This is a genomic window from Synechococcus sp. MVIR-18-1 (assembly GCF_014279835.1).
Lineage (GTDB): Bacteria > Cyanobacteriota > Cyanobacteriia > PCC-6307 > Cyanobiaceae > Synechococcus_C.
Map to the genome: position 1 here is coordinate 253898 of NZ_CP047942.1, position 24915 is coordinate 278812.

The 24915-nt window shown below is 58.6% G+C and carries 25 protein-coding genes; 13 read left to right on the forward strand and 12 right to left on the reverse strand.

Annotated elements, in window-relative coordinates:
• Positions 1-135 precede the first annotated feature (135 nt).
• Both SynMVIR181_RS01280 and SynMVIR181_RS01285 read left to right on the forward strand, forming a co-directional pair.
• Entirely contained in the window at positions 136-2547 is a 2412-nt protein-coding gene (locus SynMVIR181_RS01280; protein WP_186589721.1) for a UvrD-helicase domain-containing protein, read from the forward strand.
• Entirely contained in the window at positions 2507-3787 is a 1281-nt protein-coding gene (locus SynMVIR181_RS01285) for a CCA tRNA nucleotidyltransferase (RefSeq protein ID WP_255444358.1), read from the forward strand. The genes SynMVIR181_RS01280 and SynMVIR181_RS01285 overlap by 41 nt, the downstream gene beginning before the upstream one ends.
• On the opposite strand, the gene selD is transcribed toward SynMVIR181_RS01285, so the two are convergent.
• Positions 3693-5888 carry a selenide, water dikinase SelD gene (gene selD, locus SynMVIR181_RS01290; protein WP_186589722.1) on the reverse strand — a complete coding sequence of 732 codons (2196 nt, stop codon included), beginning with the start codon at positions 5886-5888 and terminating at the stop codon, positions 3693-3695. The two genes, SynMVIR181_RS01285 and selD, sit on opposite strands and share 95 nt — an antisense overlap.
• Positions 5879-6994 (reverse strand): UDP-glucose 4-epimerase GalE, encoded by a 1116-nt coding sequence (gene galE / locus SynMVIR181_RS01295; RefSeq protein ID WP_186589723.1) that lies wholly within the window; start codon positions 6992-6994, stop codon positions 5879-5881. Before galE ends, selD begins: the two co-directional genes overlap by 10 nt.
• Before the next feature lie 90 nt (positions 6995-7084).
• Here galE and hisS point away from each other — a divergent pair, with 90 nt between their 5' ends.
• From hisS to SynMVIR181_RS01310, 3 genes are read left to right on the forward strand one after another with little or no spacing between them, the layout of a single operon-like run.
• Positions 7085-8371 carry a histidine--tRNA ligase gene (hisS, locus tag SynMVIR181_RS01300; protein WP_186590431.1) on the forward strand — a complete coding sequence of 429 codons (1287 nt, stop codon included), beginning with the start codon at positions 7085-7087 and terminating at the stop codon, positions 8369-8371.
• Between the two features lie 36 nt (positions 8372-8407).
• Positions 8408-9847: a nucleotide sugar dehydrogenase gene (locus SynMVIR181_RS01305; protein ID WP_186589724.1), complete on the forward strand. Its 1440-nt coding sequence runs from the start codon at positions 8408-8410 to the stop codon at positions 9845-9847.
• Positions 9844-10896 carry an NAD-dependent epimerase gene (locus tag SynMVIR181_RS01310; protein ID WP_255444359.1) on the forward strand — a complete coding sequence of 351 codons (1053 nt, stop codon included), beginning with the start codon at positions 9844-9846 and terminating at the stop codon, positions 10894-10896. The genes SynMVIR181_RS01305 and SynMVIR181_RS01310 overlap by 4 nt, the downstream gene beginning before the upstream one ends.
• Here SynMVIR181_RS01310 and SynMVIR181_RS01315 read toward each other — a convergent pair.
• From SynMVIR181_RS01315 to SynMVIR181_RS01345, 7 genes are all read right to left on the reverse strand, one after another.
• Entirely contained in the window at positions 10887-11339 is a 453-nt protein-coding gene (locus tag SynMVIR181_RS01315; RefSeq protein WP_186589726.1) for a hypothetical protein, read from the reverse strand. The genes SynMVIR181_RS01310 and SynMVIR181_RS01315 overlap by 10 nt on opposite strands.
• A gap of 210 nt (positions 11340-11549) precedes the next feature.
• Entirely contained in the window at positions 11550-11750 is a 201-nt protein-coding gene (locus SynMVIR181_RS01320) for a photosystem II reaction center protein J (protein ID WP_011618220.1), read from the reverse strand.
• An 11-nt stretch (positions 11751-11761) separates the two neighbouring features.
• The gene (locus SynMVIR181_RS01325) at positions 11762-11881 is read right to left on the reverse strand and encodes a photosystem II reaction center protein L (RefSeq protein ID WP_186517718.1); all 120 of its coding nucleotides are present in this window, start codon (positions 11879-11881) and stop codon (positions 11762-11764) included.
• 18 nt (positions 11882-11899) lie between these two features.
• A complete protein-coding gene (gene psbF, locus SynMVIR181_RS01330; RefSeq protein WP_006853745.1) occupies positions 11900-12037 on the reverse strand; it encodes a cytochrome b559 subunit beta in 138 nt (45 codons plus the stop codon).
• Between the two features lie 3 nt (positions 12038-12040).
• Positions 12041-12289 carry a cytochrome b559 subunit alpha gene (gene psbE, locus SynMVIR181_RS01335; RefSeq protein ID WP_186524437.1) on the reverse strand — a complete coding sequence of 83 codons (249 nt, stop codon included), beginning with the start codon at positions 12287-12289 and terminating at the stop codon, positions 12041-12043.
• A gap of 109 nt (positions 12290-12398) precedes the next feature.
• Positions 12399-13409: a photosynthesis system II assembly factor Ycf48 gene (locus tag SynMVIR181_RS01340; protein ID WP_186524438.1), complete on the reverse strand. Its 1011-nt coding sequence runs from the start codon at positions 13407-13409 to the stop codon at positions 12399-12401.
• A 17-nt stretch (positions 13410-13426) separates the two neighbouring features.
• Positions 13427-13930, reverse strand: coding sequence for a rubredoxin (locus SynMVIR181_RS01345; protein ID WP_186589727.1), 504 nt, complete (start codon positions 13928-13930; stop codon positions 13427-13429).
• A gap of 100 nt (positions 13931-14030) precedes the next feature.
• On the opposite strand from SynMVIR181_RS01345, the gene SynMVIR181_RS01350 reads away from it, so the two are divergent.
• Genes SynMVIR181_RS01350 through SynMVIR181_RS01360 form a run of 3 tightly spaced genes read left to right on the forward strand, consistent with a single transcriptional unit; the run spans position 14031 to position 15724 of the window.
• A complete protein-coding gene (locus SynMVIR181_RS01350; protein ID WP_186589728.1) occupies positions 14031-14393 on the forward strand; it encodes an NAD(P)H-quinone oxidoreductase subunit 3 in 363 nt (120 codons plus the stop codon).
• Between the two features lie 3 nt (positions 14394-14396).
• Positions 14397-15176, forward strand: coding sequence for an NADH-quinone oxidoreductase subunit NuoB (gene nuoB / locus SynMVIR181_RS01355; RefSeq protein ID WP_255444360.1), 780 nt, complete (start codon positions 14397-14399; stop codon positions 15174-15176).
• Positions 15173-15724: an NAD(P)H-quinone oxidoreductase subunit J gene (locus SynMVIR181_RS01360; protein WP_186589729.1), complete on the forward strand. Its 552-nt coding sequence runs from the start codon at positions 15173-15175 to the stop codon at positions 15722-15724. The genes nuoB and SynMVIR181_RS01360 overlap by 4 nt, the downstream gene beginning before the upstream one ends.
• Before the next feature lies 1 nt (position 15725).
• Here SynMVIR181_RS01360 and yvcK read toward each other — a convergent pair whose 3' ends face one another.
• Positions 15726-17081: a gluconeogenesis factor YvcK family protein gene (gene yvcK / locus SynMVIR181_RS01365; protein WP_186590433.1), complete on the reverse strand. Its 1356-nt coding sequence runs from the start codon at positions 17079-17081 to the stop codon at positions 15726-15728.
• A gap of 140 nt (positions 17082-17221) precedes the next feature.
• Here yvcK and SynMVIR181_RS01370 point away from each other — a divergent pair, with 140 nt between their 5' ends.
• Entirely contained in the window at positions 17222-18049 is an 828-nt protein-coding gene (locus SynMVIR181_RS01370; protein WP_186589730.1) for an ABC transporter ATP-binding protein, read from the forward strand.
• A gap of 3 nt (positions 18050-18052) precedes the next feature.
• A complete protein-coding gene (locus SynMVIR181_RS01375) occupies positions 18053-18946 on the forward strand; it encodes an MlaD family protein (protein ID WP_186589731.1) in 894 nt (297 codons plus the stop codon).
• On the opposite strand, the gene SynMVIR181_RS01380 is transcribed toward SynMVIR181_RS01375, so the two are convergent.
• Positions 18943-21045 (reverse strand): putative cobaltochelatase, encoded by a 2103-nt coding sequence (locus SynMVIR181_RS01380; RefSeq protein WP_186589732.1) that lies wholly within the window; start codon positions 21043-21045, stop codon positions 18943-18945. The genes SynMVIR181_RS01375 and SynMVIR181_RS01380 overlap by 4 nt on opposite strands.
• A 9-nt stretch (positions 21046-21054) precedes the next feature.
• On the opposite strand from SynMVIR181_RS01380, the gene folK reads away from it, so the two are divergent.
• The 3 genes from folK (at position 21055) to SynMVIR181_RS01395 (ending at position 23722) form a co-directional block, all read left to right on the forward strand.
• Complete coding sequence (gene folK / locus SynMVIR181_RS01385) at positions 21055-21615, forward strand: 2-amino-4-hydroxy-6-hydroxymethyldihydropteridine diphosphokinase (protein WP_255444361.1); 561 nt, start codon at positions 21055-21057, stop codon at positions 21613-21615.
• 62 nt (positions 21616-21677) lie between these two features.
• Positions 21678-22238 (forward strand): NUDIX hydrolase, encoded by a 561-nt coding sequence (locus tag SynMVIR181_RS01390; RefSeq protein WP_186589733.1) that lies wholly within the window; start codon positions 21678-21680, stop codon positions 22236-22238.
• On the forward strand, positions 22238-23722 hold the full coding sequence (locus SynMVIR181_RS01395) for an FAD-binding domain-containing protein (protein ID WP_186589734.1): 1485 nt from the start codon (positions 22238-22240) through the stop codon (positions 23720-23722). The genes SynMVIR181_RS01390 and SynMVIR181_RS01395 overlap by 1 nt, the downstream gene beginning before the upstream one ends.
• On the opposite strand, the gene SynMVIR181_RS01400 is transcribed toward SynMVIR181_RS01395, so the two are convergent.
• Positions 23701-24915 (reverse strand): DegT/DnrJ/EryC1/StrS aminotransferase family protein, encoded by a 1215-nt coding sequence (locus SynMVIR181_RS01400; protein ID WP_186589735.1) that lies wholly within the window; start codon positions 24913-24915, stop codon positions 23701-23703. The genes SynMVIR181_RS01395 and SynMVIR181_RS01400 overlap by 22 nt on opposite strands.

Genomic DNA, 24915 nt, shown 5'->3' on the forward strand with positions numbered 1-24915 from the left:
CCGACCTTCAACCCGAGAGTTTCGCTGCTTCGAAAGAGCTTTGTGCCAAGAGCTTCCGGCAGACTGGTATCAGCAATTAAGAGCAGGGGCAGCTGAGGCAAAGCGAGTGATGTTGTTTGTAGATAGTCTCGCTTGATGAGTTTTCTCTCAGGCCTCAATGACGCCCAAAAGCGGGCAGTTGATCACCATGAAGGGCCTCTTCTGGTGGTTGCGGGAGCTGGGAGCGGAAAAACGCGGGCACTCACCCACAGGATTGCCCACCTCATTGGGGAACATGGGGCCGATCCGGCCCAGATCCTGGCGGTGACGTTCACCAATAAGGCTGCCCGCGAGATGAAAGAGCGGTTGGAGATGCTTCTGGCGCAACGCTTAGCCCAAAGTCAATTTGGTCAGCCCTGGAGCACGCTTCCTCCGGTGGAGCAGCGCCAGTTGCGCACGCGGATTTATCGCGAGGTCACGAAAGAATTATGGATCGGCACCTTCCATGCCTTGTTTGCACGGATGTTGCGTTTCGATATTGATAAATTTAAGGATCCAGAAGGCCTCACCTGGACGAAGCAATTCTCTATTTATGACGAGGCGGATGCTCAGAGTTTGGTCAAGGAGATTGTGACCCAAGAGTTGCAGCTTGACCCAAAACGCTTTGAGCCTAAAAAAGTGCGCTGGGCGATTAGTAACGCCAAAAATCAAGGTTGGTCACCCGATGATTTAGAAGCCAACGCCGAAGGACAGCGGGGCAAGCTCAGTGCCGATGTGTACAGGCGCTATCGCAAGGCTCTGGCTGCAAACAATGCCCTCGATTTTGATGACCTTCTGCTCTTGCCCGTGCAGTTGCTTCAGCAAAATGAGCAAGTGCGTGGGTATTGGTATCGCCGGTTTCGGCATGTGCTTGTGGATGAATATCAAGATACGAATCGCACCCAGTATGAGTTGATCAAACTGTTGGTGACGGATGGAAAAGAGCCGCAACAAGTGGACGATTGGTCCGGCCGCTCGGTGTTTGTGGTGGGTGATGCGGACCAAAGTATTTACAGCTTTCGTGCCGCCGATTTCACGATTTTGATGGGTTTTCAGGACGACTTTGGTGACAAAGCTCCTGATGATGTCACACAGACGATGGTGAAACTGGAGGAAAATTATCGCTCTACCGCCACGATTTTAGAAGCAGCTAATGCGCTGATATCCAATAACAGCGAGCGGATCGATAAGGTGCTGCGCCCCACGCGTGGTGAGGGTGAGTTGATCTCACTTACCCGCTGCGATGACGAAATTGCTGAAGCGGAAGCGGTGGTGCATCGGATGCGAATGATGGAGGCCGCCAATCCAGATCTCAGCTGGAAAGACATGGCCGTGCTGTATCGAACCAATGCCCAGTCTCGAGCGATTGAAGAATCCCTGGTGCGCTGGCGCATCCCCTACGTGGTGGTGGGGGGTCTGCGTTTTTATGACCGCCGCGAAATTAAAGACTTGCTGGGCTATTTACGCCTCCTGATCAACCCCGCCGACACCGTCAGCTTGCTGCGGGTGATCAACGTGCCCAAGCGCGGGATCGGTAAAACCACCATTCAGCGCTTAACCGACGCTTCCAATCAGCTGGGGATCCCGCTGTGGGATGTGGTCAGCGATCCCGAGGCGGTGCGCTCCCTGGGCGGTCGTTCCGCCAGGGGGTTGCTGCAGTTCTGTGAATTGATCAACGGCATGAAGGAGCGCATTCATGTTGCGACCCCATCCGAACTCATCCAAGAGGTGATGGAAAAGAGCGGATATGTGAGCGAGTTGATCGCTGATGGTTCCGATGAGGCCGAAGAACGCCGCCGCAATCTGCAGGAGTTGGTGAATGCGGGTCTCCAATATCAGGAAGAAAATGATGAGGGAGACCTCGAGGGATTTTTGGCCTCCGCCGCGCTCGCCAGTGATGCGGATAGCAAGGACACGGCAGCAGACAGGGTCACCTTGATGACGTTGCACAGCAGTAAGGGACTCGAATTTCCCGTGGTGTGCCTGGTTGGGCTGGAGCAGGGGTTGTTCCCTAGCTATCGCTCCCTGGATGATCCAGCGTCGCTGGAGGAGGAGCGCCGTCTTTGCTATGTGGGCATCACCCGGGCCAAAGAGCGTTTATTCATCTCCCACGCCAGTGAGAGGAGGTTGTGGGGAGGGATGCGTGAGCCGGCGATGCCCAGCGTGTTTCTGTCCGAATTGCCGGAAGGTCTTGTTCAGGGCGATGTCCCTCGAAGCGGAGGAGCGGCGCTGCGGCGTGAGCAGCGCCTCGAGCGACTTACCCGCGTGGACCGCAATGACTCACAACGGGTGGCCTCGGGTGGAGCATCTGGAGCGCCAGCCAATGCCGTGCGTCGCCGCCAGGCCGGGCCAGCCCCAGGGAAAAGCTGGAGTGTGGGCGATCAGGTGGTCCATGCCAGCTTCGGGGTCGGGGAGATCACCCACACCTTTGGTAGTGGCGAAAAGGTGTCGATTGCTGTGAAATTTGCGGGCATGGGGCCCAAAATTCTTGACCCGCGCTTGGCACCCATCGAGCCTGCTGGAGGCTGAGCGGGTGGAGCGTCCAGGCCTTCCTTCTCAGCTTTTGCCGGCGCTTCAGGCCATCGCATCTGCAGCTGGAGTGTCCCGCTTAGCCCTTGTGGGTGGTGCTGTCCGTGATGCCTTGCTGCATGATCAGCACTGCGATCCATGGAGAGACCTGCCGGATCTGGATTTGGTCCTGGAGGGCTCGGCCTCCGAGTTGGCGGCAGCACTGGAGCGGCACTACGGACACCAGCTGGTCAAGGACGTTCGCATCCACGATGCCTATGGCACCGCTGAGCTGTCGTTCGATGGCGTGTTGCTCGATCTCGCTGGGGCGCGGCGAGAGCATTACCCAGCTCCGGGCGAAAACCCTGTGGTGGAAAGCGGCTCCTTGGAACGAGATCTCGAGCGCCGGGATTTCACGGTGAACGCGATGGCCTTGGAGCTGTCGCTCTCTGGTGATGGTGAGCCATGGCTCTTGGATCCGCACGGCGGCCAGGCCCATCTGGCGCGCCGTGAACTTGCCTTCTTGCACGCCTGCAGCGTGGCCGATGACCCCACAAGGGTGGTTCGGGCCTGCCGTTATGCCGCGCGCTTGGCTTTCGTTTTGGCACCAGAAGCGCAGCAGCAGATCACCCAAACGCTTGAGGCCTGGCCTTGGTCATGGACCCACGGCGATGCGCCGGGTGACGCTCCCCCTGCTCTCGCCACGCGGCTGCGCATGGAATTAGAGCTGCTTTTTGCACGAGAGCCATGGCCTGAGGCTCTGATCGCTCTGCAGTCCTGGGGAGCTTTGAGTCTGCTGGACCCTGCCCTGCAGGCTGATCCCCGCCTGATTCGGCGTTTGCTCCAGGCCCAGCGGCTGCAGCTGCCGTTGTTGCCTGCGCTTGTGGCTGGAGCGGCTGACCCGCTGGAACTTGCGGCTCGGCTGCAGCTGCCGCAGCAACAGCAGCGCTGGTTGCAGCAGATGCAGGCGCTCAGCGCTTGGCTGCCAGCCAATGCGTGCGAGGACGCCTCGGCTGGCTGGACGGCGGAGGAATGGTGTGATGCCTTGGAGCAGCAGGCCTGGGGTGCGGAAGCGGTGGCGTTGCTGGTGAGTCAGAACCCGGCGCAGAAAAGACCGTTGTTGCGCTGGTGGGGGCGCTGGCGCCATTGCACCTCCCCCCTCACCGCTAAGGATCTGTTGGCCCAGGGTTGGCAGCAGGGCCCAGCGCTTGGAGCGGAATTGCAGCGCTTGCGCAGGCAGGGTTTGCGCGCGATGCGCTGACCACACCAATGCGATGCCACGCCCTGTCGTGGCCTTGCAGCAACGCATCCGCCATCGCTTCGGAACAGCTCAGCAGCAGCGGTCCGCAGGTTTGGGGATCCACAAGCAGTTCCAGCAATGCTTGGTGATCCTCGGGATCAACGCCGCGACCTGCGCCAGCAAGGCTCACCTTCGCGGGTTGGTCTTGGCTGGGATCGAGCAACGACCAGGCCCTGCGGTTGGCTGGCGCCAAGCTGCTCGCGTACTTCTTTTTCAAGAGCTTTAAGGCTCCAGGTAAGGCGGGAATCGCCGAGCCATCGAGCACCACGTGCAGGCTTTGGCTGCTGGCCTGGAGCATTTCACCGAGATGGCCAAGCAGGCCAAACCCAGTCACATCGGTGCAGCTGGGTTGCGCCTTGGCCTTGGTCTTGGCTTCAAGGTTGATTAGCTCCTGCAGCTGCTCAACGATGGGGTGTTGGCTCGTCCCCATCTGCGCCAAGGCATGGTCGAGATCCTCAGGTTGGGCGGCACCGGCCATGGCCGCGGCAAACAGCACGCCTGTACCGAGTGGCCGGGAGAGCAGGAGCTGATCTCCCGGCTGCAAACCTCCTTTGTTCCAGGGGTGAGCGGGGCGTTTGCCATTCACAGTCAGGCTCACTTGTAGCCCGAGCGACAGAGGGGTGGGAGCCTCTGCTCGAGCCTCCAAGGTGTGTCCGCCAATCAGCCTGGCCCCTTGTGGCTCGAAGGCAGAACGCAGTCCCGACAGGGTTTGGCTCAGCAACTCCTGCTGCAGTGCGGAGGCTGTTTTGGGCAAGGTGATCACGGCCATGGCTGAATCCACGCTGGTGCCACAGGCCCAGAGGTCAGAGCTGGCGTGCAAGGCGGTGAGCCGGCCATTGAGCCATGGATCACTGATCAAGGCAGGAAAGCCGTCCACGCTTTGCAGCCAGTCGTTGCCAAGGCTGGCGGCGTCTTCCGGTGAGCTTCCGAGCGCTTTCAGGCCAGCCGCTTCAAGGGCTGCTTCCAGTGGGGCGGCAGGGAGCTTGGCCGCGCAGCCGCGGCAGTCCATGGGTCCTGAGCTCATGGCTGGAGCCTGATCAAACCTTGCGATGAACTGGCGGTCGATGCGTTGTTTCCAGCGCCAAATCCAGGGGTGGGGACCGATCTGCATTCCTCCCCACAGCGCCCAAGCGTGGGGGTAGCCCTCTGGATGCACCCCACCAAGCAGTTGCAAGACCCGGCGTTGAGGACGCCAGTGGCGTAACGGATCACCTTGGCTCCAAGCCCGGAGATTGTGCGCCAAGGTGGTGGCAGCGCGAACGGCCCACACGCCAGACGGGGGACGGGGTTTGTCGGCTACGACCGCGCAGTCGCCGGCCGCAAAAATCGCTGGATGCCCCAGCACCTGAAGGCTGGAATGGGTCCGCACCCGCCCGCTCTCTGGGCAACAGGGCAGGCCGCTGGAGTGGAGCCACTCAGGGGCTTGGCTGCCCGTACAGCGCAGCCCTGGCCCGGATGGGTTGAGGGCAGTATTTGGTAGCGCTTCAATCGTCACCTGGTTGAGACTGGAGAGCAGCTGGCTCGGAGCCGTTTCAGGCCGATGTAGGAGTTGCAGCCTGCGTTTAGGCCAGCGCTGCCGCAAGGCCAAGGCCACCTCCATAGCCGCGAGGCCGCTTCCTAGTAGTTGAAAGGGAGTGGAGCTCGGGTCATGGCCGTTGTTCAACGTGTCCAATGCTGGTTCCAGGGGCTTGATCGCCAGTAGAGGACCTGGCCGTGTGTCTGCGCCCACGTTGATGCTCAGTTGGCTGAAGCTCAAGGCGGGCCGGTTCCGCAATTGCAGCTGCTCTTGCCTCACATCCACACCGGTGATCTCGGCGATCACCAGCGCAACGCCGGCTCGATCGCACAGGCGGCGGAGGTCAATGGCGACGTCAGAGCGTTTGTAGTGGCCGGCGATCAGGCCGGGAATCATCCCGGAATAGAGCATTGAGCTTTGCCGGTTCACCAAGGTGATCAATCCAGCCGGTCGCCGTTGCGGATGCATGCACCAATCGAGAAGCACCAGGGCGTGGCTGTGCCCACCTCCCGCCAGTACGAGATGGTGAAAGCTCGTCAGAGGCATGCCTCTCCATAGCCGTTGGGATTGGCCTGTTGCCAAGCCCAGCCATCACGGCAGATGTCCGTGAGCGAGCGTTGCGTCTGCCAATCGAGCTGTTGGGCTGCCAGGTTTGGGTTGGCCACGGTGATCGCCGCATCGCCAGGTCGCCTGGGAGCAATGCGATAGGGAATCGCCCGTTGGCTCGCCGCTTCCATGGCCTTCACCACATCCAGCACGCTCGCTCCTTGCCCGCTGCCCAGGTTGAGAGTGAGCAATTGGGGGTCAGAGCTGAGCAGGGAATGGAGCGCTTCTCGATGCCCTTCGGCGAGGTCCATCACGTGGATGTAGTCGCGCACTCCGGTTCCATCTGGCGTCGGCCAGTCATCACCAAACACGGTGAGTTCGGGCCTGCGGCCAACGGCCACCTGCGTGATGAACGGGAACAGATTGTTGGGGATGCCATTGGGGTCTTCCCCAATCCGGCCGCTGGGGTGGGCGCCGACGGGATTGAAGTAGCGCAACCGAGCAATGCGCCAGTCACCCTCGTTGGCTTGGATCTGTTCAGCTTTGCCGCTGCAGCCCGCTACATCGGCAAAAAGGGCCTCTGCGGCTTGTTTGCTGGCGCCATAGGGATTGATCGGCTGGATCGGAGCTGTTTCCGGAATCGGCACTTGATCCGGGTAGCCGTAAAGGGTGGCGCTACTGCTGAAAACCACCGTGCGGCAGTGGTGCTTGTCCATTGCGCTGAGCAGGCGCTGCGTTCCAACAACGTTCACATCCCAGTAGCGCAGGGGCTGTTGCACCGATTCACCCACAGCCTTGAGTCCCGCGAAATGAATCACCGCGTCAATCGGTTGGCCGAATGCCTTGGCGCTTGCAAAGAGTGCATCCAGGCATGGGGCGTCCCTGATATCTCCCTCGACCAGGGTGAATACCTCAGGTGCCGATACCAGTGTTGGCTCAGCGCGCTGCAAGCGAGTGCCTGCCAGTTCGGCGACCCGTTCCAGGGCGATCGCTGAGCTGTTGCTGAAATCATCAAGCACCAGCAGTTGATGACCCGCTTCCAGCAGCACGAGGCAGGTATGGCTGCCAATGAAGCCGGCTCCGCCCGTAATCAGCAGCTGGGCCATCGATCGATCCCTATCCCCAAGCATTCTGAGGGAGATAGGGCCGATTCAGGTTGTGAAACGGCAGACTGTCCTTGGAATGGTGATGGCGCTTTGAGTCAGCTGCAGACGTTGCGCGGCATGGTGGATCTGCTGCCGGAGCAGACAAGACGTTGGCAGGCTGTGGAGTCGCTGGCGCGCGAACACTTTCGTTGCGCAGGCTTAGACGAAATTCGTACGCCGTTGCTCGAATTCACGGACCTGTTTGCGCGGGGCATCGGTGAGGCCACGGATGTGGTGGGCAAGGAGATGTACACCTTTTTGGATCGGGGCGACCGCTCTTGCACCCTGCGACCAGAAGGCACCGCCTCTGTGGTGAGAGCAGCCCTCCAGCATGGTTTGCTCACCCAAGGAACCCAGCGCCTGTGGTACGGCGGCCCGATGTTCCGTTATGAACGTCCTCAGGCCGGCCGTCAGCGCCAGTTTCACCAGATCGGCGTGGAATTCCTCGGGGCCAGCAGCCCGCGTAGTGATGCTGAAGTGATTGCTCTGGCCTGGGACCTGCTCTCTGCTTTAGGGATTCAAGGCCTCAAGCTAGAGATCAACAGCCTCGGTACCCCTGAGGATCGTCAGCGCTTTCGCACTGAGCTGGTGGGCTGGCTTGAGCAGCGCTTTGAACAGTTAGATCCAGACTCCCAGGAGCGCCTCAGCACCAACCCCCTGCGCATTCTTGACAGCAAAGATAAGGGCACCAAGCTGCTATTGAACGAGGCTCCCACGTTGTTAGGAGCCCTCAGCGAGGAGAGCATCCATCGCTTTGATGAGGTGCGCGCCCTGCTGACCGCGCTGCAGATTCCCTATCAACTCAATCCCCGCTTGGTGCGCGGTCTCGATTACTACGGCCATACCGCCTTTGAAATCACCAGCGATCAACTCGGTGCCCAGGCCACGGTCTGTGGCGGTGGTCGTTATGACGGCCTGATTCAGCAGTTGGGTGGCCCCGCCACACCCGCGATCGGCTGGGCCTTAGGGATGGAGCGGCTGCTGCTGGTGATCGCCGCTGCTGCGCAATCCGATCCAGGTGGACTTGCCGCTCGGCTCACAGCAACCTCAGCGCCGCTGGTGTATCTCATCAATCGCGGCGAGCAGGCGGAGCCTCAAGCTTTGACCTTGGCCCGGAAATTACGGGCGGCAGGCCTCGTTGTTGAGCTGGATGGCTCGAGCGCGGCGTTCGGTAAGCAGTTCAAGCGTGCTGATCGCTCAGGGGCGCCATGGGCTGTGGTGCTTGGCGATGAAGAGGCGCTGGCAGGCCAGTTGCGGCTGAAGTCCTTGCGGGGTGAGGGTGAGGAACAGCAACTCAGCTGGGAGGACGCCCTGTCTTACCTGACAAAACAGCGATAACCTGCCGTGACCAAAGACGGCACCATAGTTCCTCCGATGAGCAGCAATCCCTCCATTCGATCGATTTGCTGTATCGGCGCTGGCTATGTGGGTGGTCCCACCATGGCCGTAATCGCCGATCGCTGTCCGGAGGTGAAGGTCACGGTTGTGGACATCAATCAGGATCGGATTGCTGCCTGGAACAACAACGATCTCTCCAAGTTGCCTGTGTATGAACCAGGTCTGGATGCGGTGGTTGAGCGGGCGCGAGGGCGCAATTTATTTTTCTCCACGGCGGTGGAGGAAATGATTGCGGCTGCAGACATGGTGTTCATCTCCGTGAACACACCCACCAAGACAAGGGGCCTGGGTGCCGGCCAGGCCAGTGATCTTCGCTGGGTGGAAGCCTGCGCGCGCACGGTGGCGAAGGCTGCTACTGGCCACACGATTGTGGTGGAGAAAAGTACCCTTCCGGTTCGAACGGCGGAAGCCGTCAAGGCGATTTTGGGCTCTGTTGATGCATCAGCGGATCTGAAAACCTTTTCGGTGCTCTCCAATCCTGAATTTTTGGCAGAGGGGACGGCGATTCGCGATCTGGCCAGCCCTGATCGCGTCTTGATCGGTGGGGACAATGCCGAATCGATCGATGCTTTGGCAGAGATCTACAAACAGTGGGTGCCTGAAGAGAAGATTCTGCGCACCAATTTGTGGAGCAGCGAGCTGTCCAAGCTCACCGCTAATGCCTTTCTTGCGCAGAGAATTAGCTCGATCAACTCTGTTGCAGCCTTGTGTGAGGCCACCGGTGCGGATGTGCGCGAGGTGGCGAAGGCGATCGGCACCGATAGCCGCATTGGACCCAAATTTCTGAGTGCAGGCCCTGGTTTTGGGGGCAGCTGTTTCCAGAAAGACATCCTCAATTTGGTCTACCTCTGTCGCCATTTCGGGTTGCCGGATGTGGCCGACTATTGGGAGAGCGTGGTTCTGCTCAATACTTGGCAACAGCACCGCATCGCCCGCTTGGTGGTGCAGAAATTGTTTGGCACGGTTACTGGCAAGCGTTTGGCTGTTTTGGGCTTTGCCTTCAAGGCAGACACCAACGACACGCGCGAGGCCCCAGCAATTCGAATTTGCAGCGATCTTCTGGAAGAGGGGGCCCAGCTGGCCATTCATGACCCGAAGGTGGATCCGGAACAGATCAGCCGCGATTTAAAGCTGATTGCAAGCAGCGAACCGCAGGCGGATGCTGGGCCAACGCGTGGGGCCTTAAGTGGGGAGGCCACCTGGTGGCCCAGCACTGATGTGGCCTCAGCGCTGCAGGGTGCTGATGCCGTGCTGATCCTCACGGAGTGGCAGCAATACCGGGAGCTGGATTGGGTGGAATTGGCGCCTTTGATGCGCAAACCAGCGTGGGTGTTTGATGCTCGCGGGGTTGTTGACCCGAAACAAGTTGAATCTGCAGGCCTAAATGTTTGGCGTGTTGGCGAGGGTGAGGCGTGAGCCCGTTGTCGTCTCAGTTATCAACACGACCGATTCTGGTCACAGGTGCGGCTGGCTTCATCGGAGCCGCGTTGTGCGAGCGACTGCTCCAACGCGGTGACTGTGTAATCGGCATTGACAATCTCAATGATTACTACGACCCAGCCTTGAAGCAGGCACGCCTTGCTCGCATCGAGGCGCTGGCCGCGCCAACCGCTGGAGCTTGGCGTTTCCAACGCCTGGCCTTAGAAGACGGCGAGGCCTTGCTCAAGCTGTTCGCGGATGAGAAACCGCGTGTGGTGGTGAATCTTGCCGCCCAGGCGGGTGTTCGCTACTCGCTGGAAAATCCAGCTGCCTACATCCAGAGCAATTTGGTGGGTTTTGGCCACATCCTTGAAGGTTGTCGTCATCACGGCGTTGAGAATTTGGTCTACGCCTCGAGCAGCTCGGTGTATGGCGGCAACCGCAACTTGCCGTTCCACGAACAGCAAGCGGTGAATCACCCCGTGAGTCTCTATGCGGCCAGCAAGAAAGCCAATGAATTAATGGCGCACACCTACAGCCATCTGTATGGGTTGCCAGCAACTGGCCTGCGCTTTTTTACGGTCTACGGCCCATGGGGTCGACCGGATATGGCTCCAATGTTGTTTGCGAAAGCGATCTTGGCGGGTGAAGCGATCAAGGTGTTCAATCACGGCAAAATGCAGCGTGATTTCACCTACATCGACGACATCGTGGAGGGTGTGTTGCGCTGCTGTGACAAGCCAGCCGCGCAGAATCTCGACTTTGATCCGATGCAGCCTGACCCGGCGACGGCCGCGGCACCCCACCGCGTGTTCAATATCGGCAACAGTCAGCCCACCGAACTGCTGCGTTTTATTGAGGTGATGGAGCAGGCGTTGGGCAGGGAAGCAATCAAGGATTTTCAGCCGATGCAACCTGGTGATGTGGTGGCGACTGCCGCCAACACGCAGGCCTTAGAAGCTTGGGTGGGCTTTAAGCCTTCCACTCCGATTGAACAGGGCATCCAACAGTTTGCTGATTGGTATCGGGAGTTTTATCAACCGTAGAAGCGTTTCCCGTCCACCCGCTTCTGTTGGTGCCTGCGGGCTTGCTTGCGGGTGTATTCACTCACGGTTGGATTGGCCACGCTGGGATCAACATGAGCCACCTGATCCCAGAGATGCTGGGGCGCCCAGCGCACTCTGTATTGATCAGGGGAATGTTTGATGATGTGGCACCAATGGTTGCTGCCGCATTGTTCGCAGAACAACTCCTCAAGCCACTCGTTGCTTAAGACAAACACGGGATAGGCATTAATCACCAGTCGAGCGGTTTTGGCAGCCATGCCCCGTTGCTGCAGGGCTTCTGCGCTCAATAAATGCAAAAAATATTTTTTACCGTTCCCGCGCAGGACTTGGTCTTGGTGCACCGGGCACACCAGCTGCCGGCCTTTGGGACGTCTGTTGCGAGATCTCTGCGTTGTCTGATGCTGATTGACGGAAGAGGTCAATGAGAATCATTTGAATCTGTCTTTAAAGCTATGCCCGCTTCCGTCGTTTGATCAGCCCAAAAGAACATTTATTCGCTTGAGAGGGCGCTTTGTGCACGATTGGAATCACCCGGCAAGCGTCTCCACTGGTTAATTCTTTTATTTGGGCATGAAAAATCCCGTTTATAGCAAAGCAATAAACGGGAATACGCTTAAAAATTTGGATCGTGGTTAGGCAGAACCTACACCCACATAGGAGCCGTAGAAAAATAGGCCCACAACAAAGATCACTGCCATGCCGCCTGCTGTGGCAACAAGCCAAAGAGGAAGAGTGCCTTCAGTCCAGCGAGACTTCCAGGCAACTGCAGGCCGGCCGTCGGGAAGACGATCCGGAATGCGACCGTCTGGCAGATTGGATTTCTTACCGCTCATGATTCAGGCCTTCAGTTGAAGAAGTAGCTGGAGAAAAGGATTCCAGTCGTAAAAACAATCAACAGTCCTAAATAAAGACTGGTACGGTTCAGCTCAACCGGAAGATTGTTGGGGTTTTGATTGCGCTCCATGGAGATTTCGTTGGGTAATTAGCGGCGAATAAACTGCATCGCAGCTAGGGCACCCAAGAAAAAAACTGTGGGAACACCCAAGGTGTGCAAAGCGAGCCAACGCACCGTAAAAATTGGGTAATTGCGAGGCGTTGAGGTGGCGGGAGTCTGTGTCATGGCTTATTTCAAGCGCAGGTCGAGTTCAGATTTGCCCTCAAAACGCTGGCTCACAACCGGAGCCTTGCTTTCAGAGGCTTGAAAATAAGCATCTGGACGAGGTGTGCCGAAGGCGTCGTAAGCGAGGCCTGTAGACACAAAAAGGAACCCAGCCAAGAAAATGGATGGCAAGGTAATCGCATGAATCACCCAGTAGCGAATACTGGTGATGATTTCAAAAAACGGGCGTTCCCCGGTGGAGCCGGCAGCCATAGCGTCGGGCGTATCAGCTAATTGATCTTAGGGCAGCTGCCCCGAACTCGCGCTGCTTACACGGCACTGGTTACAGAGCGTTGTCAGAGCAGCGAGAGTTCATATGGAATCAGCTTGTCGCAGACCAACGCAACAGGTTGCCGCGCTCGCCGAGAAGGAAGGCGTGCAATTGATTGCCGCTGTGATCAAACACGAAACGGTTGAAATTCGTGGGGGTCTGATTCGCTTCGGGATCCCGTTCCCAGCTGTCGCCGTTGTCACGACTCACCAGCAAGGTCCCATTGCCACCACCGGCCCAAATGGCACCGTCATCGGACCAGGCCATGTCCATATAGCCGTAGCCATTGGTGATAGGGATGATCGCCTTGCCCCAGTTCTCGTTATCAACGTCGTCTTCGTTAAAGCGAATCTGAGCGCCTCGAGCCACCATCCACAACTTTCCGTCAGGTTGGTAGCCGATGCTTTGCAGGCGCTGACTGCTCACGCGTTGGTGTACTTGCCAAATGTCTTGACCTGGAGCCCATCCGGCGTAGAAGTTGCCAAGGCTGCTCACACTGACGTATCCGCCTTCAGGTCCGCGGCGCAAATCGCGAATCGCCCCTGCTGCGTCACTCACCTCCGCTTCCCAGCTTCCGCCTCCGTCGCTGGTGCGATAGACGGCGCCAACATTGGTAGCCAGTTCGGCTGTGTTCGGTCCAAGGGCGGTAATTAGGTAGGGCTCTCCTGGAAGCTTGGTGTCAAGGAAAAGCCGAGTCCAGTTGTTGCCACCATCGGTGGTGTGCATCAGCAAGCCAGGCTGACCGGCAATCCAGCCATCGTCACCGTCGAAGGCGATGCTGATGAGGCGAAAATTCTCTTCTTCGGGAAGATCAAGACTGCGCTCATTCCAATTGGCGCCGCCATCATTCGTTTCAAGAATGAGTCTGTTACTTCCCACTAGGAAGCCATGGTCGGCACTCGTGAAGGCCACATCCAGGGGATTGCCCTTGGTGTTGAGGTCAATCGCTTGCCAAGGGCTGGATTGAGCCATTGGCAGACGCGTGGTGACACATCCGCCAAGTCCGAGGCCAATGCAGGCCACTAAAAAAAGGTTGAAGAGAGGGGTAAGCAGTTGCTTCATTGGGATCAGAGGTGGTCTCAACGCAGTGAATAAAGGGAGAGGAAGAAAGCAAAGCCGAGGGCGAGGCCGCCAAAAATCAGCACATTTTTTTGCCCAGGAGTGAGGCGGTTAACACCGAGACCGAAATTAAGGTTTTCCTCAAATCCACTCGCTTTGGAGCGAGGTCCAATGTCGGTGAAGGCTCCGACCCTGCTGCGGCAGACCGGACAACGGAATCCGATCGGGTCGAGATCTTCAAAAGCGGTGCCCACCACGATGCCCAGCTTCTTGACACCTTCATTGGGGTCGTAAACGTATCCACAGCTTCGGCATTCGAACCGGTGCGTGCGCGGATCGGATGTCTCATTGTCTGCGCTGGCGCTTGCCTCTTCTTCGCTGGCTTCAGCTTCGCCGGCTGCTTCGGCGTCGATGGCTGCTTCGGCCTCGCTGGCTTCGGCCGGGATTAACTCCTCTGCGGGGGGGTCCACTTCGGCGGGAACTTCAGCGGGAACTTCCGCTGCTGGGCTGATCTCGTCGCTCACCGCTCCTCCTCAAGGTGACAAGACTCTATCGGCGTTGGACCTTTCCACGACAGAGGTGGTCTGCGAATGCCAGACTGACCTTCATATAAGGGCTGCCCTGATGTTTGTGCTGCCGGGCTATGACGCATTTCTGGGATTTCTGCTGATTGCAGCAGCAGTGCCGGTCTTGGCGTTGGTGACCAACAAGCTTTTGGCTCCTCGCAGTCAGGCCGGAGAACGGGAGCTCACCTACGAATCCGGGATGGAGCCGATCGGCGGAGCTTGGATTCAATTCAATATTCGCTACTACATGTTTGCCCTTGTCTTCGTCATCTTTGATGTCGAGACGGTCTTCCTTTATCCCTGGGCTGTGGCCTTCCATCGTTTGGGCCTATTGGCATTCATCGAAGCCCTCGTTTTCATTACCATCCTTCTTGTGGCTTTGGCCTATGCATGGCGCAAAGGCGCCCTTGAGTGGAGCTGATTGATGACCGACCCCATCACCATGACCTCAACCGGCGAAAGTCCTTCGATCCAATCTCTTCGCGACCTTCGTGAGGCGAGTTGTGGGCCGGTTGGTGGTGCTGCAGAGGGCTCGCCCACTGTCACGAACGACCTGAGTGAAAACGTCATCCTGACGAGCTTGGATGACCTACACAATTGGGCACGTCTCAGCAGTCTTTGGCCATTGCTGTACGGGACGGCCTGTTGCTTTATTGAGTTTGCCGCTCTCCTCGGCTCGCGCTTCGACTTTGATCGCTTCGGGCTTGTGCCTCGCAGTTCGCCAAGGCAAGCCGATCTCTTAATCGTGGCTGGCACGGTCACGATGAAAATGGGTCCGGCCTTGGTGCGTCTCTATGAGCAGATGCCAGAGCCGAAATACGTCATCGCGATGGGAGCTTGCACCATCACCGGTGGCATGTTCAGCGCTGACTCCACGACCGCTGTTCGTGGTGTCGATAAGTTGATTCCTGTGGATCTTTACCTTCCGGGATGTCCACCACGGCCTGAAGCGATTTTTGATGCGGTGATCAAGCTGCGTAAAAAGGTTGGCAATGAGTCGATCAGTGATCGCCGCCAGCTCAAGCAAACCCATCGGTATTGCACTGTCGATCACGCCATGGTTCCAGTTGAGCCGATCGTGACCGGTGCCTACTTGCGCGCTGAAACGCAGGTCGCAGCCCTTGCACCTGGAGCTGGGGTCCCGATGCCTGCACCAGAGCAAACTGAGTCCGCTGAGCCCGTCTCCTCAGGTACGTCGTCATGAGTCCCAATTCTTCCGAGAAGCAGTCGTCTGCTGATGTCCCGGTTGCAGCGTCTCCTCAGCCAGGGCCTGTGAGCCAGTGGCTGAACCAGCAAGGCTTTGACCACGATGCTTTGGATGCTGACCATCTCGGTGTCGAGCAAATCGGGGTTGAAGCTCTCTTCCTGCAAGTGATTGCTGCTGCTTTGAAAAGCAATGGTTTCGACTATTTGCAATGTCAGGGCGGATATGACGAGGGTCCAGGCGAGCGGCTCGTCTGCTTTTATCAGTTTGTGGCGATGGCTGAGTTCATCGATGGCAAGAGAGACACGCTGCGTGAAGTGCGCCTCAAGGTGTTCTTGTCTAGGGGGGGTGAGCCCAGTCTTCCCAGCCTTTATGGCCTCTTCCGTGGCGCGGATTGGCAGGAGCGTGAAACCTTCGACATGTTTGGTATTCACTTCGAAGGTCATCCCCATCCCAAGCGTTTACTGATGCCTGAGGACTGGACGGGTTGGCCGCTGCGCAAGGACTACGTACAACCCGACTTTTATGAAATGCAAGACGCGTACTAACTCAGGCGTTTTGGTTGTCACGCTTATGCCGCCGGTAAAAGCGCATTACGGCTAAGGCAAGACTGCGGGGGTCATGGCGGAGCGTTGCGGTGGGTCGATTCCCTTGCAGTGGGGCTTGCATCACGTCAAAACCCTCTTTTTGTAGTTGCCTGCTGTCGCAGATCACCGGTTCAGCGCCCAACTTTCGATAGTGAGAGAGGAGGGTCGACTCCCTGATCGGTTCTTGGGCCAGCACGCAGTCGAATAAACGTTTGCTCACCCCGAGAGACGCCAATTGCGCTTCGATCGCGCGAAGGTGACCACTCACATCCAACCCATCCGTTTCGCCTGGTTGGGTCATTAGGTTGCAGATGTAGAGCCTGGGTGCGCGGCTGCGTTGAATGGCCGTAACCAATTCAGGCACCAGCAAGTTCGGGAGGAGGGAGGTGTACAGGCTTCCTGGCCCCAGCAAAATCAAATCGGCGTGGGCAATCGCTTCCAGTGCTCTGGGTAGCGCCGGTGGCTTCTCCGGCAGGCATCCCATCCGCACAATCGGGCTGCGTGCTTTGCCGATCGCCGATTCCCCTTCAATCCTGGTGCCGTCTTCGAGTTCAGCCCAGAGACGGACGTCGGCATTGGTGGCAGGAACGACTTGGCCTTGAACGGCGAGGACTCGACTGGAGGCTGTGATCGCTGTTTCCAGGCTTCCCGTAATCGCGCTGAGGGCGGACAGAAAGAGATTGCCAAAGCTGTGGCCTTCAAGACCGCTGCCTGCTGAGAAGCGGTATTGGAACAGACGGGTGAGTAGGGGCTCTTCCGTGGAGAGCGCAGCAAGACAGTTGCGGATGTCGCCTGGAGGCAACACGCCAAGTTCGCGACGCAACACGCCGCTACTGCCTCCGTCATCGGCAACGGTCACGATCGCAGTGATATGGCTGCTGTAGCGCTTCAGTCCACTTAGCAACGTGGATAGGCCTGTCCCACCCCCAATCGCCACAATGTTGGGCCCTCGATTGAGGCGACTTTTGGCACGCAGTGCATCCACTAACACCGTGTCTTTTTCCGGCGCTAGAGCCTGTTGGATCGAGCCAAAACTCTGGCTTTGCCCCCAGAGCAGCAGTCCGATCCCCAGCAACAGAACGAGCGGACCCGTGATCGCCCCAGGCAACACTCTGGTGATCCAGCCGAGAGCCTCTTGAATAACCCAGAGCATCCAATAGATCGGTTGCAGATCGGCCCAGACGGCAGCTCCTAACAGGGCTAAGACCAATCCGATCCCTGAGGTCAATAGCCATCGCTTAACCACCAGTCCGGGTCGTAACCAGCTCATCGCCCTGCGGGAGCGCAGCATCAGTTCGCGCTGCCGTTCCGCCTGCATGGCTCGGAGTCGTTGACGATTTCCGCGGCGTGGAGGGGTGGTCAAAAGGGCTCGGGTGCGATGGCGTCAAATCCATCGATGTAGCTGAACTGTACGGAAGGTGAACCTGATCACCAACCTTTTGCGGCAATCCAGGCAGGATGAGTCAACTTTCAGCCATCAGCCCTTTGGTTAACGCGCGGGATTCCTCGTTCAAGCCCGTTGTTGAGATGAGAGGTCTCACGATGCAGTGGGGGGCCCATCCGGTGCTGGACGGGGTGAATCTATTGATGAAACCCGGAGAGCGCATTGCCGTTGTGGGGCCTTCTGGAGCGGGAAAATCCACGGTTTTGCGTTTGTTGGCTGGTTTGCAGCTGCCCACCGCTGGTGAATTGAGGTTGTTTGATGAGCCTCAGCCTTACCTCCGCCTCGATCAGCGCCGCCCGCCGGATGTTCGGCTTGTGTTCCAGAACCCAGCACTGCTGGCATCCTTAACGGTGGAGGAAAACGTTGGCTTCCTCTTGAATCGTCTTGGACGGATGCCTGCAGCTCAGGTTCGTGACCGTGTGATGGCTTGCTTGGATGCCGTAGGTCTCTATGAAGTCGCTGCTCAATATCCCGGCCAGCTCAGCGGAGGGATGCAGAAGCGCGTGAGCTTTGCTCGTGCCTTGATTGACGATCCAGATCGCGATGAAGCGGCGATGCCCCTTTTGTTGTACGACGAGCCCACAGCAGGTCTCGACCCAGTGGCATCCACGAGAATTGAAGATTTGATTGTGAAAACCACCACCGTGGCTCAGGGGTGTTCGGTGGTGGTAAGCCATGTGCACAGCACCATTGAACGCACGGCGGAGCGCATCGTGATGCTGTACGGCGGCCGCTTCCAATGGGACGGAACAGTGGACGATTACCGAACAACAGATAATCCCTACGTGGTTCAGTTCAGGACGGGTAACCTGCGCGGACCGATGCAGCCTGCTGAGCACTGAATTATGCGTAGGAGCGTCCGTGAGGGGATTGTTGGTTTTTCCGTGATTGCCGCAGTAGTTGCCTTTGCAGGCACGATGTTTTGGCTCCGAGGTGAGCGTGTCGGGTCGAAGACATGGCGTGTGACGGCCGATTTCCAGGATGCAGGGGGATTGGCGGTGCGTTCACCGGTGACCTACCGGGGAATCATGGTGGGTAACGTTTCGGACATCAAGGTGACGCCCGAGGCGGTGAAGGTGTCGATTGAGATCAATCAAGATGACCTTCAATTAACGCTGCCTGTGCAAGCCACTGTGGCTTCGGCATCGCTGTTGGGTGGTGATTCCCAGGTGGCCCTGAGCAGTGTTGGCCCGCCGCTCAAGAAGGATGCGCCGATGCCCAAATCTCAACGCTGTAAGGGCCAAGGTGTGCTCTGCGAAGGAGCAACGATTCAGGGCAGCGAAGCTCCCAGCATCGCAACCATCACCGACTCTCTCCAACAGATCTTGGAACAGGTGAAGAATGAAGACCTGGTTCCCAAGTTGGTGGGATCGACCCAACAATTTGATGCCACGTTGACTGATATTCAAAAGCTTTCGAATCAACTAAGCGTTGATTTAGCAAGGGCTGCGCCTACGATTTCGAACCTCAATGAAGCCACGGCTCAGGCCGCGAGTGCCAGTCGTCATATCAATGAAGTGGTGAGCGCTTTTAATACGCCAACAACGATTACCGACCTCAAGCAAACGGTGAGCAATGCCCGCTCGTTGACGGCAACATTTGATGAGGTGGGTGGTGATGTTGAGAAACTCACGGCCGACCCCCAATTCATGGCGGCTGTGCGCAGCGTCACGATCGGTTTAGGGCAGTTTTTCAACGAGCTTTATCCCGCCAGCACCTCGGATGTCACCAAGCCTTAAACCGTGTTTAGTGCATCCATAGCGACGGCGGCAATCGCCTGATCGCTCGCTTTTGGCAGCTGAACATATTTGCCCCCAGCGGCTTCGGCGAGATCTTTTCCCATGCCGCTACCGATGAATTTGCGCTCAGTGTCGATCACCAGCAGTTTGAGGCCAAGCATTCGATAACGGCTGGCTACATCCAGCACTTCTTGCTTTAAGTCGGGCTTGTCCTCTCCCTCCAGTACCGGTTGGCCAAGAGAGGTGCTGAGGGGAACATTGCCTCGCCCATCCGTGATCGCGACCACCACCACTTGGCCGAGATCTCCTGTTGCTAAGGCGTTGGCACCAACCCGTGCGGCTTGGGTGAGGCCGTGGGCCAGCGGTGAGCCTCCGCCGCAGGGCATCGATTCCAGGCGTCGACGTGCGGCTGTGATCGAGCGGGTGGGGGGCAGCAGCACTTCAGCTTGATCGCCTCGGAAGGGGATGAGTGCCACCTCGTCTCGGTTTTCGTAGGCCTCGGTGAGCAGTCGGATCACGGCACCTTTGGCGCTTTGCATCCGGTTCAAAGCCATCGAACCACTGGCGTCCACCAGAAAGATCACCAGGGCGCCGGCCTGGCGTTGGAGCAGCTTGGCGCGGAGGTCTGATTCTTCAACGATCACGACGCGATCAGGCTGCCGCGCTCGGCGCGCCTTTTGATAAGGAGCTGCAGCGCGCAAGGTGGCGTCAACGGCGATGCGGCGCACCGGGCCACGAGGCAGCATTGGTTTCACATAACGGCCGCGGCTGTCACTGAGCACGACGGAGCGGCTGCCGCTATTGCCGCTTTTGCTCTTGGCGGCGTTGAACAGCAGCAGATCGGGATCAATCGCTACGGCTTCTGGATCGAGCATGAACTCTTCCGGCACCGACGGTGGCGCCTGCTCCTCAGGGGAGTCATCTTCATCCTCATCACTGTTGTCTTCACTCTCCTGCTCCTCGCTCTTCTGCTCGTCCTCGTCTCCGGAGCCTTCAGGTGGTGGCGGTGGCTCTTGCTCTTGGGGTGGCTGTTGTTCCTGGGGTGGTGGCGGTTCCATCTGTTGTTCAGGTGGGGGCATCTGCGATGCGCGTGGGGCGATCACCAAGGCAACGGCCACTTGCAAGTCTTCGGCTTCCACCTGTTCGCGCCCGCTGAGGGCGGCATGGGCTTTGGCGGCACGTACGGCATAGAGCTCGGAGCGATGCCCTTCCACGCCACCGCGAATCGCCTCTGTCACCAGATATTCGATCTGTTCGCTGCTGACCTTCACATCCGGTAGCCACTGCCGCGCCAGGAGCAGTTGGGTGGCGAGCGCGTCTGTTTCTTCGCTCCACCGCTCTGAGAAGCTCCGGCTGCACTGACCGTGGGCCAGCACCGCGTTGGTGATCTCCACCCGTTGCTCAGTGCTAACGATTTGATTGGCGGACAAGACGATCGCAAAGCGATCCAGCAGGTGATCTCGGATGGCCCCTTCTTCGGGGTTGTACGTGGCAATCAGCAGGGGCCGGCAGGGGTGGCTCAGGCTGAGCCCCTCCCGTTCCACCTGGTTTTCGCCGCTGCCTACGGCGGCGAGAAGAAGATTGATGATCCCGTCGTCGAGCAGGTTCAGCTCATCCACGTAGAGCACGCCGCGGTGTGCTTCTGCCAGTAATCCCGGCTGGAAAACAGGAGAACCACTGGTCAAGGAGGCGGTGACATCAACGGAGCCCACCAGGCGATCTTCCGTAACGCCAAGGGGGATCTGGATGAACGGGGCTGGAATCACCGTTGTGGGTGGATCTTGAGGCCGTTCGCCCCAATCCTGGGCACTTTTGGGATCGAGGTTGCGTCCCGGCAGCTTGGTCTCTCCAGCCGCTTCAAGGTCAACGATGTCAATCGGAGGGAGCAGGGCATGCAAACCTCGAGCCAGTACCGACTTTCCTGTTCCACGCCCGCCAGCAATGATCACGCCGCCTAAGCCGGGATCCACCGCTGCTAAAAGCAGAGCCAGCTTGAGAGTGCCGTGGCCGGTGATCGCCGCCAGCGGAAACGATCGGCTGGCTTGATCCAGCGCCGCTGTGCTGATGACTCCGTTTGATGTCACCCCGCTTGCAACCATGGATGCGCCTTGACTCCACCTGTGAGAAACAGTCTCGCTGATCAGACCCACAGCCTTGCTGTAGCCCTCGGCGCCAATCAGGCAGGCCCTGCTGGTTCGCCCCTGCAGACCCTCACGGCCGTAAGGCCTTTGCTGGAGGGTGTGCTGGGCAGTTGGGTCCAGTCGATGCAAGGGCGCAACCCAGGGACAATGACCCCGAATGGCGCCTCTTCAGCACTGGCGTTGTCATGGTCTCCGTTGCAGCAGACCGATCCTGTAGGTGGACCGCGCGATCAGCCTTCCTATCTCAATGCCGTTCTGCTGGTGAAGGGGCTGGAGGCCAAACCTGAACTGGCAGCTGCATTGCATTTGCTGGATGCACTGCAACAGTTGGAGCAATCGTTTGGCCGCAACCGTTCTCAAGAAGAACGCTGGGGTCCGCGGCCACTCGACCTGGATCTGTTGTTTTGGGGCGAATTGCGTGTCGATCACCCGCGATTAACGCTGCCGCATCCCCGCTTGCATTTGCGCTGTTTTGTGATGGAGCCACTGCTGGCGGCCATGCAGGCTTCAACGCCCTGGCGGAGCTGAGGGCTGAGCGCACGGCTGTGGACCTGAACCCGTCATGCTGGTTTAACGATTGCTCCTCTTGCATGGCACCGCTGCCCGCGCCTGAGCCCTCCAAGGTGTTGGAGACCCTCGAGACCATGGATGCGCGCAAGATTCGTTTCGAGCGCAAGCGCATCCGCCTGCCGATGGGGGTGGAAGGAACGTTTGGAATCATTCGCCACCCCGGGGCTTCCTTGGCGGTTCCGATCACCGCTGACGGCCAGGTGGTGATTTTGCGCCAATACCGTTTTGCAGTGCAGGCACGTCTCCTTGAGTTTCCTGCAGGCACCCTTGAAGAGGGAGAAGATCCGTTGGAATCGATGCAGCGAGAGCTTGGAGAAGAAGCTGGATATAGCGCTGCCCGTTGGGATTCACTCGGACCGATGTTGCCTTGTCCTGGCTACTCCGACGAGGTAATTCATTGCTTTCTGGCGCGGGAGCTCACGCGTTTGGAGCATCCACCAGCTGGCGATGAGGATGAGGATCTAGAGGTGATCTTGATGCCTCCGTCCGAGCTGGATGCCCGTCTGGCGTCCGGTGATGAATGGCTGGATGGCAAGAGCGTCACCGCCTGGTTCCGTGCCAAGCAACTGCTGGGTCTCTGATGGGAGTGTCTCGCGTTTTGTTTTGGCATCGCCGCGACCTTCGCTTGGCCGACAATCTCGGCCTGCAGGCGGCTGTTGCAATCAGCCCAGCGGTAACGGGCGTGTATGTGTTGGACCCAGCGCTGATTCACCCCCCGGAGTCGCTGCCACCGATGGCTCCGGCCCGCCTTTGGTTCCTTGTGGAAACCCTGCGCGAACTCCAGCAGCGCTGGCTGGAAGCTGGGAGTCGTTTGCTGGTGGTGGCTGGCGACCCGGTGCAGTTGTTGCCGCGGCTGGCGTCGCTGCTTGAGGTGCCGGTGGTGGTGTGGAGCCGTGATGTGGAGCCCTATGCACGGGAACGCGACCGTCAGGTGGCCAAAGCCTTGCAAGCGGATGGGCGCCAGGTGTTGGTGGACTGGGATCAGCTGCTGCTGGCACCAGATCTGATCAAAACCGGTGGAGGTGATCCTTATCGGGTGTATGGACCTTTTTTGCGCAATTGGCGCGGACAGGTGGAGCGCAGTGCGCCAAGCACGGTGGACGCTCCTGAGCCAAAGGCCTTAAACGATCTGGAGGCCGAGACGCTGGAGGCCGTCAGTGGCGGTGAGGGCACTCTCGGCCGCTTGTGCGCTGAGGGTCAGCGGCAGCTGGAGCAGCTGCTGGTTGAACATGGTTTTCGTGGCATAGATCTCTGTCCCAGCCGCCCAGGGGAGGCCGCGGCTGCTGAGCAGCTGGCCACCTTTGCTGACGAAGCATTGCTGGCCTATGAACCCGATCGCAATTTCCCCGGGATACAAGGAACCTCGTATCTCAGTGCGGGCCTGAGTGTGGGCACGGTTAGCCCTCGCCAAGCCTGGTGTGCTGCCCAAGGCGCCAAGGAGATGGCTCGCAGCGATGAGCAACGGCAGGCGATCACGGTGTGGGAACAGGAACTCTGCTGGCGTGAGTTTTATCAGCAGGCCTTGTTCCATTTCCCTGAGCTAGCGGATGGGCCTTACCGCGAGCAATGGCGGCGTTTCCCTTGGGAGAACAACACCAACTGGTTTGAGGCTTGGAAGCAGGGGCAAACGGGAATGCCGATCATCGACGCAGCGATGCGACAGCTCAACCAAAGCGGCTGGATGCACAACCGTTGCCGCATGATCGTGGCCTCCTTTCTTGTGAAGGATTTGATCTGTGATTGGCGCTGGGGCGAGCGCGCCTTCATGGAGCTGGAGGTGGATGGAGATTTGGCTGCCAATAACGGCGGCTGGCAATGGAGCGCTAGCAGTGGCATGGATCCCAAGCCATTGCGGATCTTCAATCCGGCCACTCAGGCTTCAAAATTTGACGCCGAAGGCGAGTACATCCGTGAATGGGTGCCTGAATTGCGGCACATCAACACCAAGGATTTGATCAGTGGTGAGATCGCTGCTTTAGAGCGCAGGGGCTATCCGGAGTTGCTGATCAATCACAAGGTGCAGCAGGCCAAGTTCAAAGCCCTCTACGCCACCATCCGCTCTTGACTCTGAGCAACGAGTTGTTCGCGCAGTACCGCGATCACGCGTTCCTGTTGTTCAGGCGTTAATTCCGGGAAAATCGGCAGGCTCAGCACCTCGCTGCACAGTTGATCTGTGATGGGAAGGTTGTCTTCAGCGTGCTTTTGGTCGTCGTAAGCCGGCTGGCGATGGATGGGGATGGGGTAGTAGATGATCGTGTTCACGCCTTGCTCTTGAAGGCTTTGCTTGAGCCAGTCCCGGCAACGACTGGTAGGCAGGCCCAAGGGGCTGGCTACTTCCGAACAGGTTCCACCGCACGAGGGCTGATGGTCTGGGCATAGACGCACGCGCACCACAAACTGGTTCCAACCATGGCCAACGCTTGCCTCAGCCGCGGAATCGGGCAGCTGAACGCCAGGGAGGTCTTGAAGAGCGTCGAGGTAGCGCTTGGCAATTGCTGCACGCTTCTCGACCCATTCGTTGAGGTGAGGCAGTTTGACGTTAAGAACAGCGGCCTGAATGGAATCCAGGCGGCTGTTGTATCCCAAGGCGGTGTGAAGGTAGCGGCGGGGCATGCCGTGTACCGCGAGTTCACGCATGCGTTGCGCCAAATCATCGTCTTGGCAGGTCATGGCGCCGCCATCACCAGCAGCTCCAAGATTTTTCGTAGGGAAGAAGCTGAAGCAGCCCACATCCCCCCAACTGCCAACGGGTTTGGAGTCCCAGCTGGCCCCGGTGGCCTGCGCGCAGTCCTCCACCACCTTGAGCCCATGCCGCTGGGCGATGTCCGTGATGCGGGCCATGTTCACCGGACGGCCAAACAGGTGGACGGGTAGGAGCACCTTGGTGGCGGGTGTGATCGCGGCTTCAATGAGATTGAGGTCGATCAGATAGGTCACAGGGTCCACGTCCACGAACACTGGCGTCGCTCCCACGGCACTGATCGCTTCAGCGGTTGCGAAGAAGCTGAAAGATGCGGTGATCACCTCATCGCCAGAGCCGATGCCAAGGCCTCGTAACGCCAGGACCAAGGCATCTGTCCCGCTGTTGCAACCCACGGCATGGCGACAGTTCACGCTTGCGGCAAACGCGTCCTCAAATGTTTTGATCTCGGCGCCACCGATGTATTGCCCACTTCGCAACACCCGCAAGACGGCATCATCGAGCTCCGATCCGAGGTCGGCAAGCTGATCTGTGAGGCTGAACGGAGGCACCTGCAT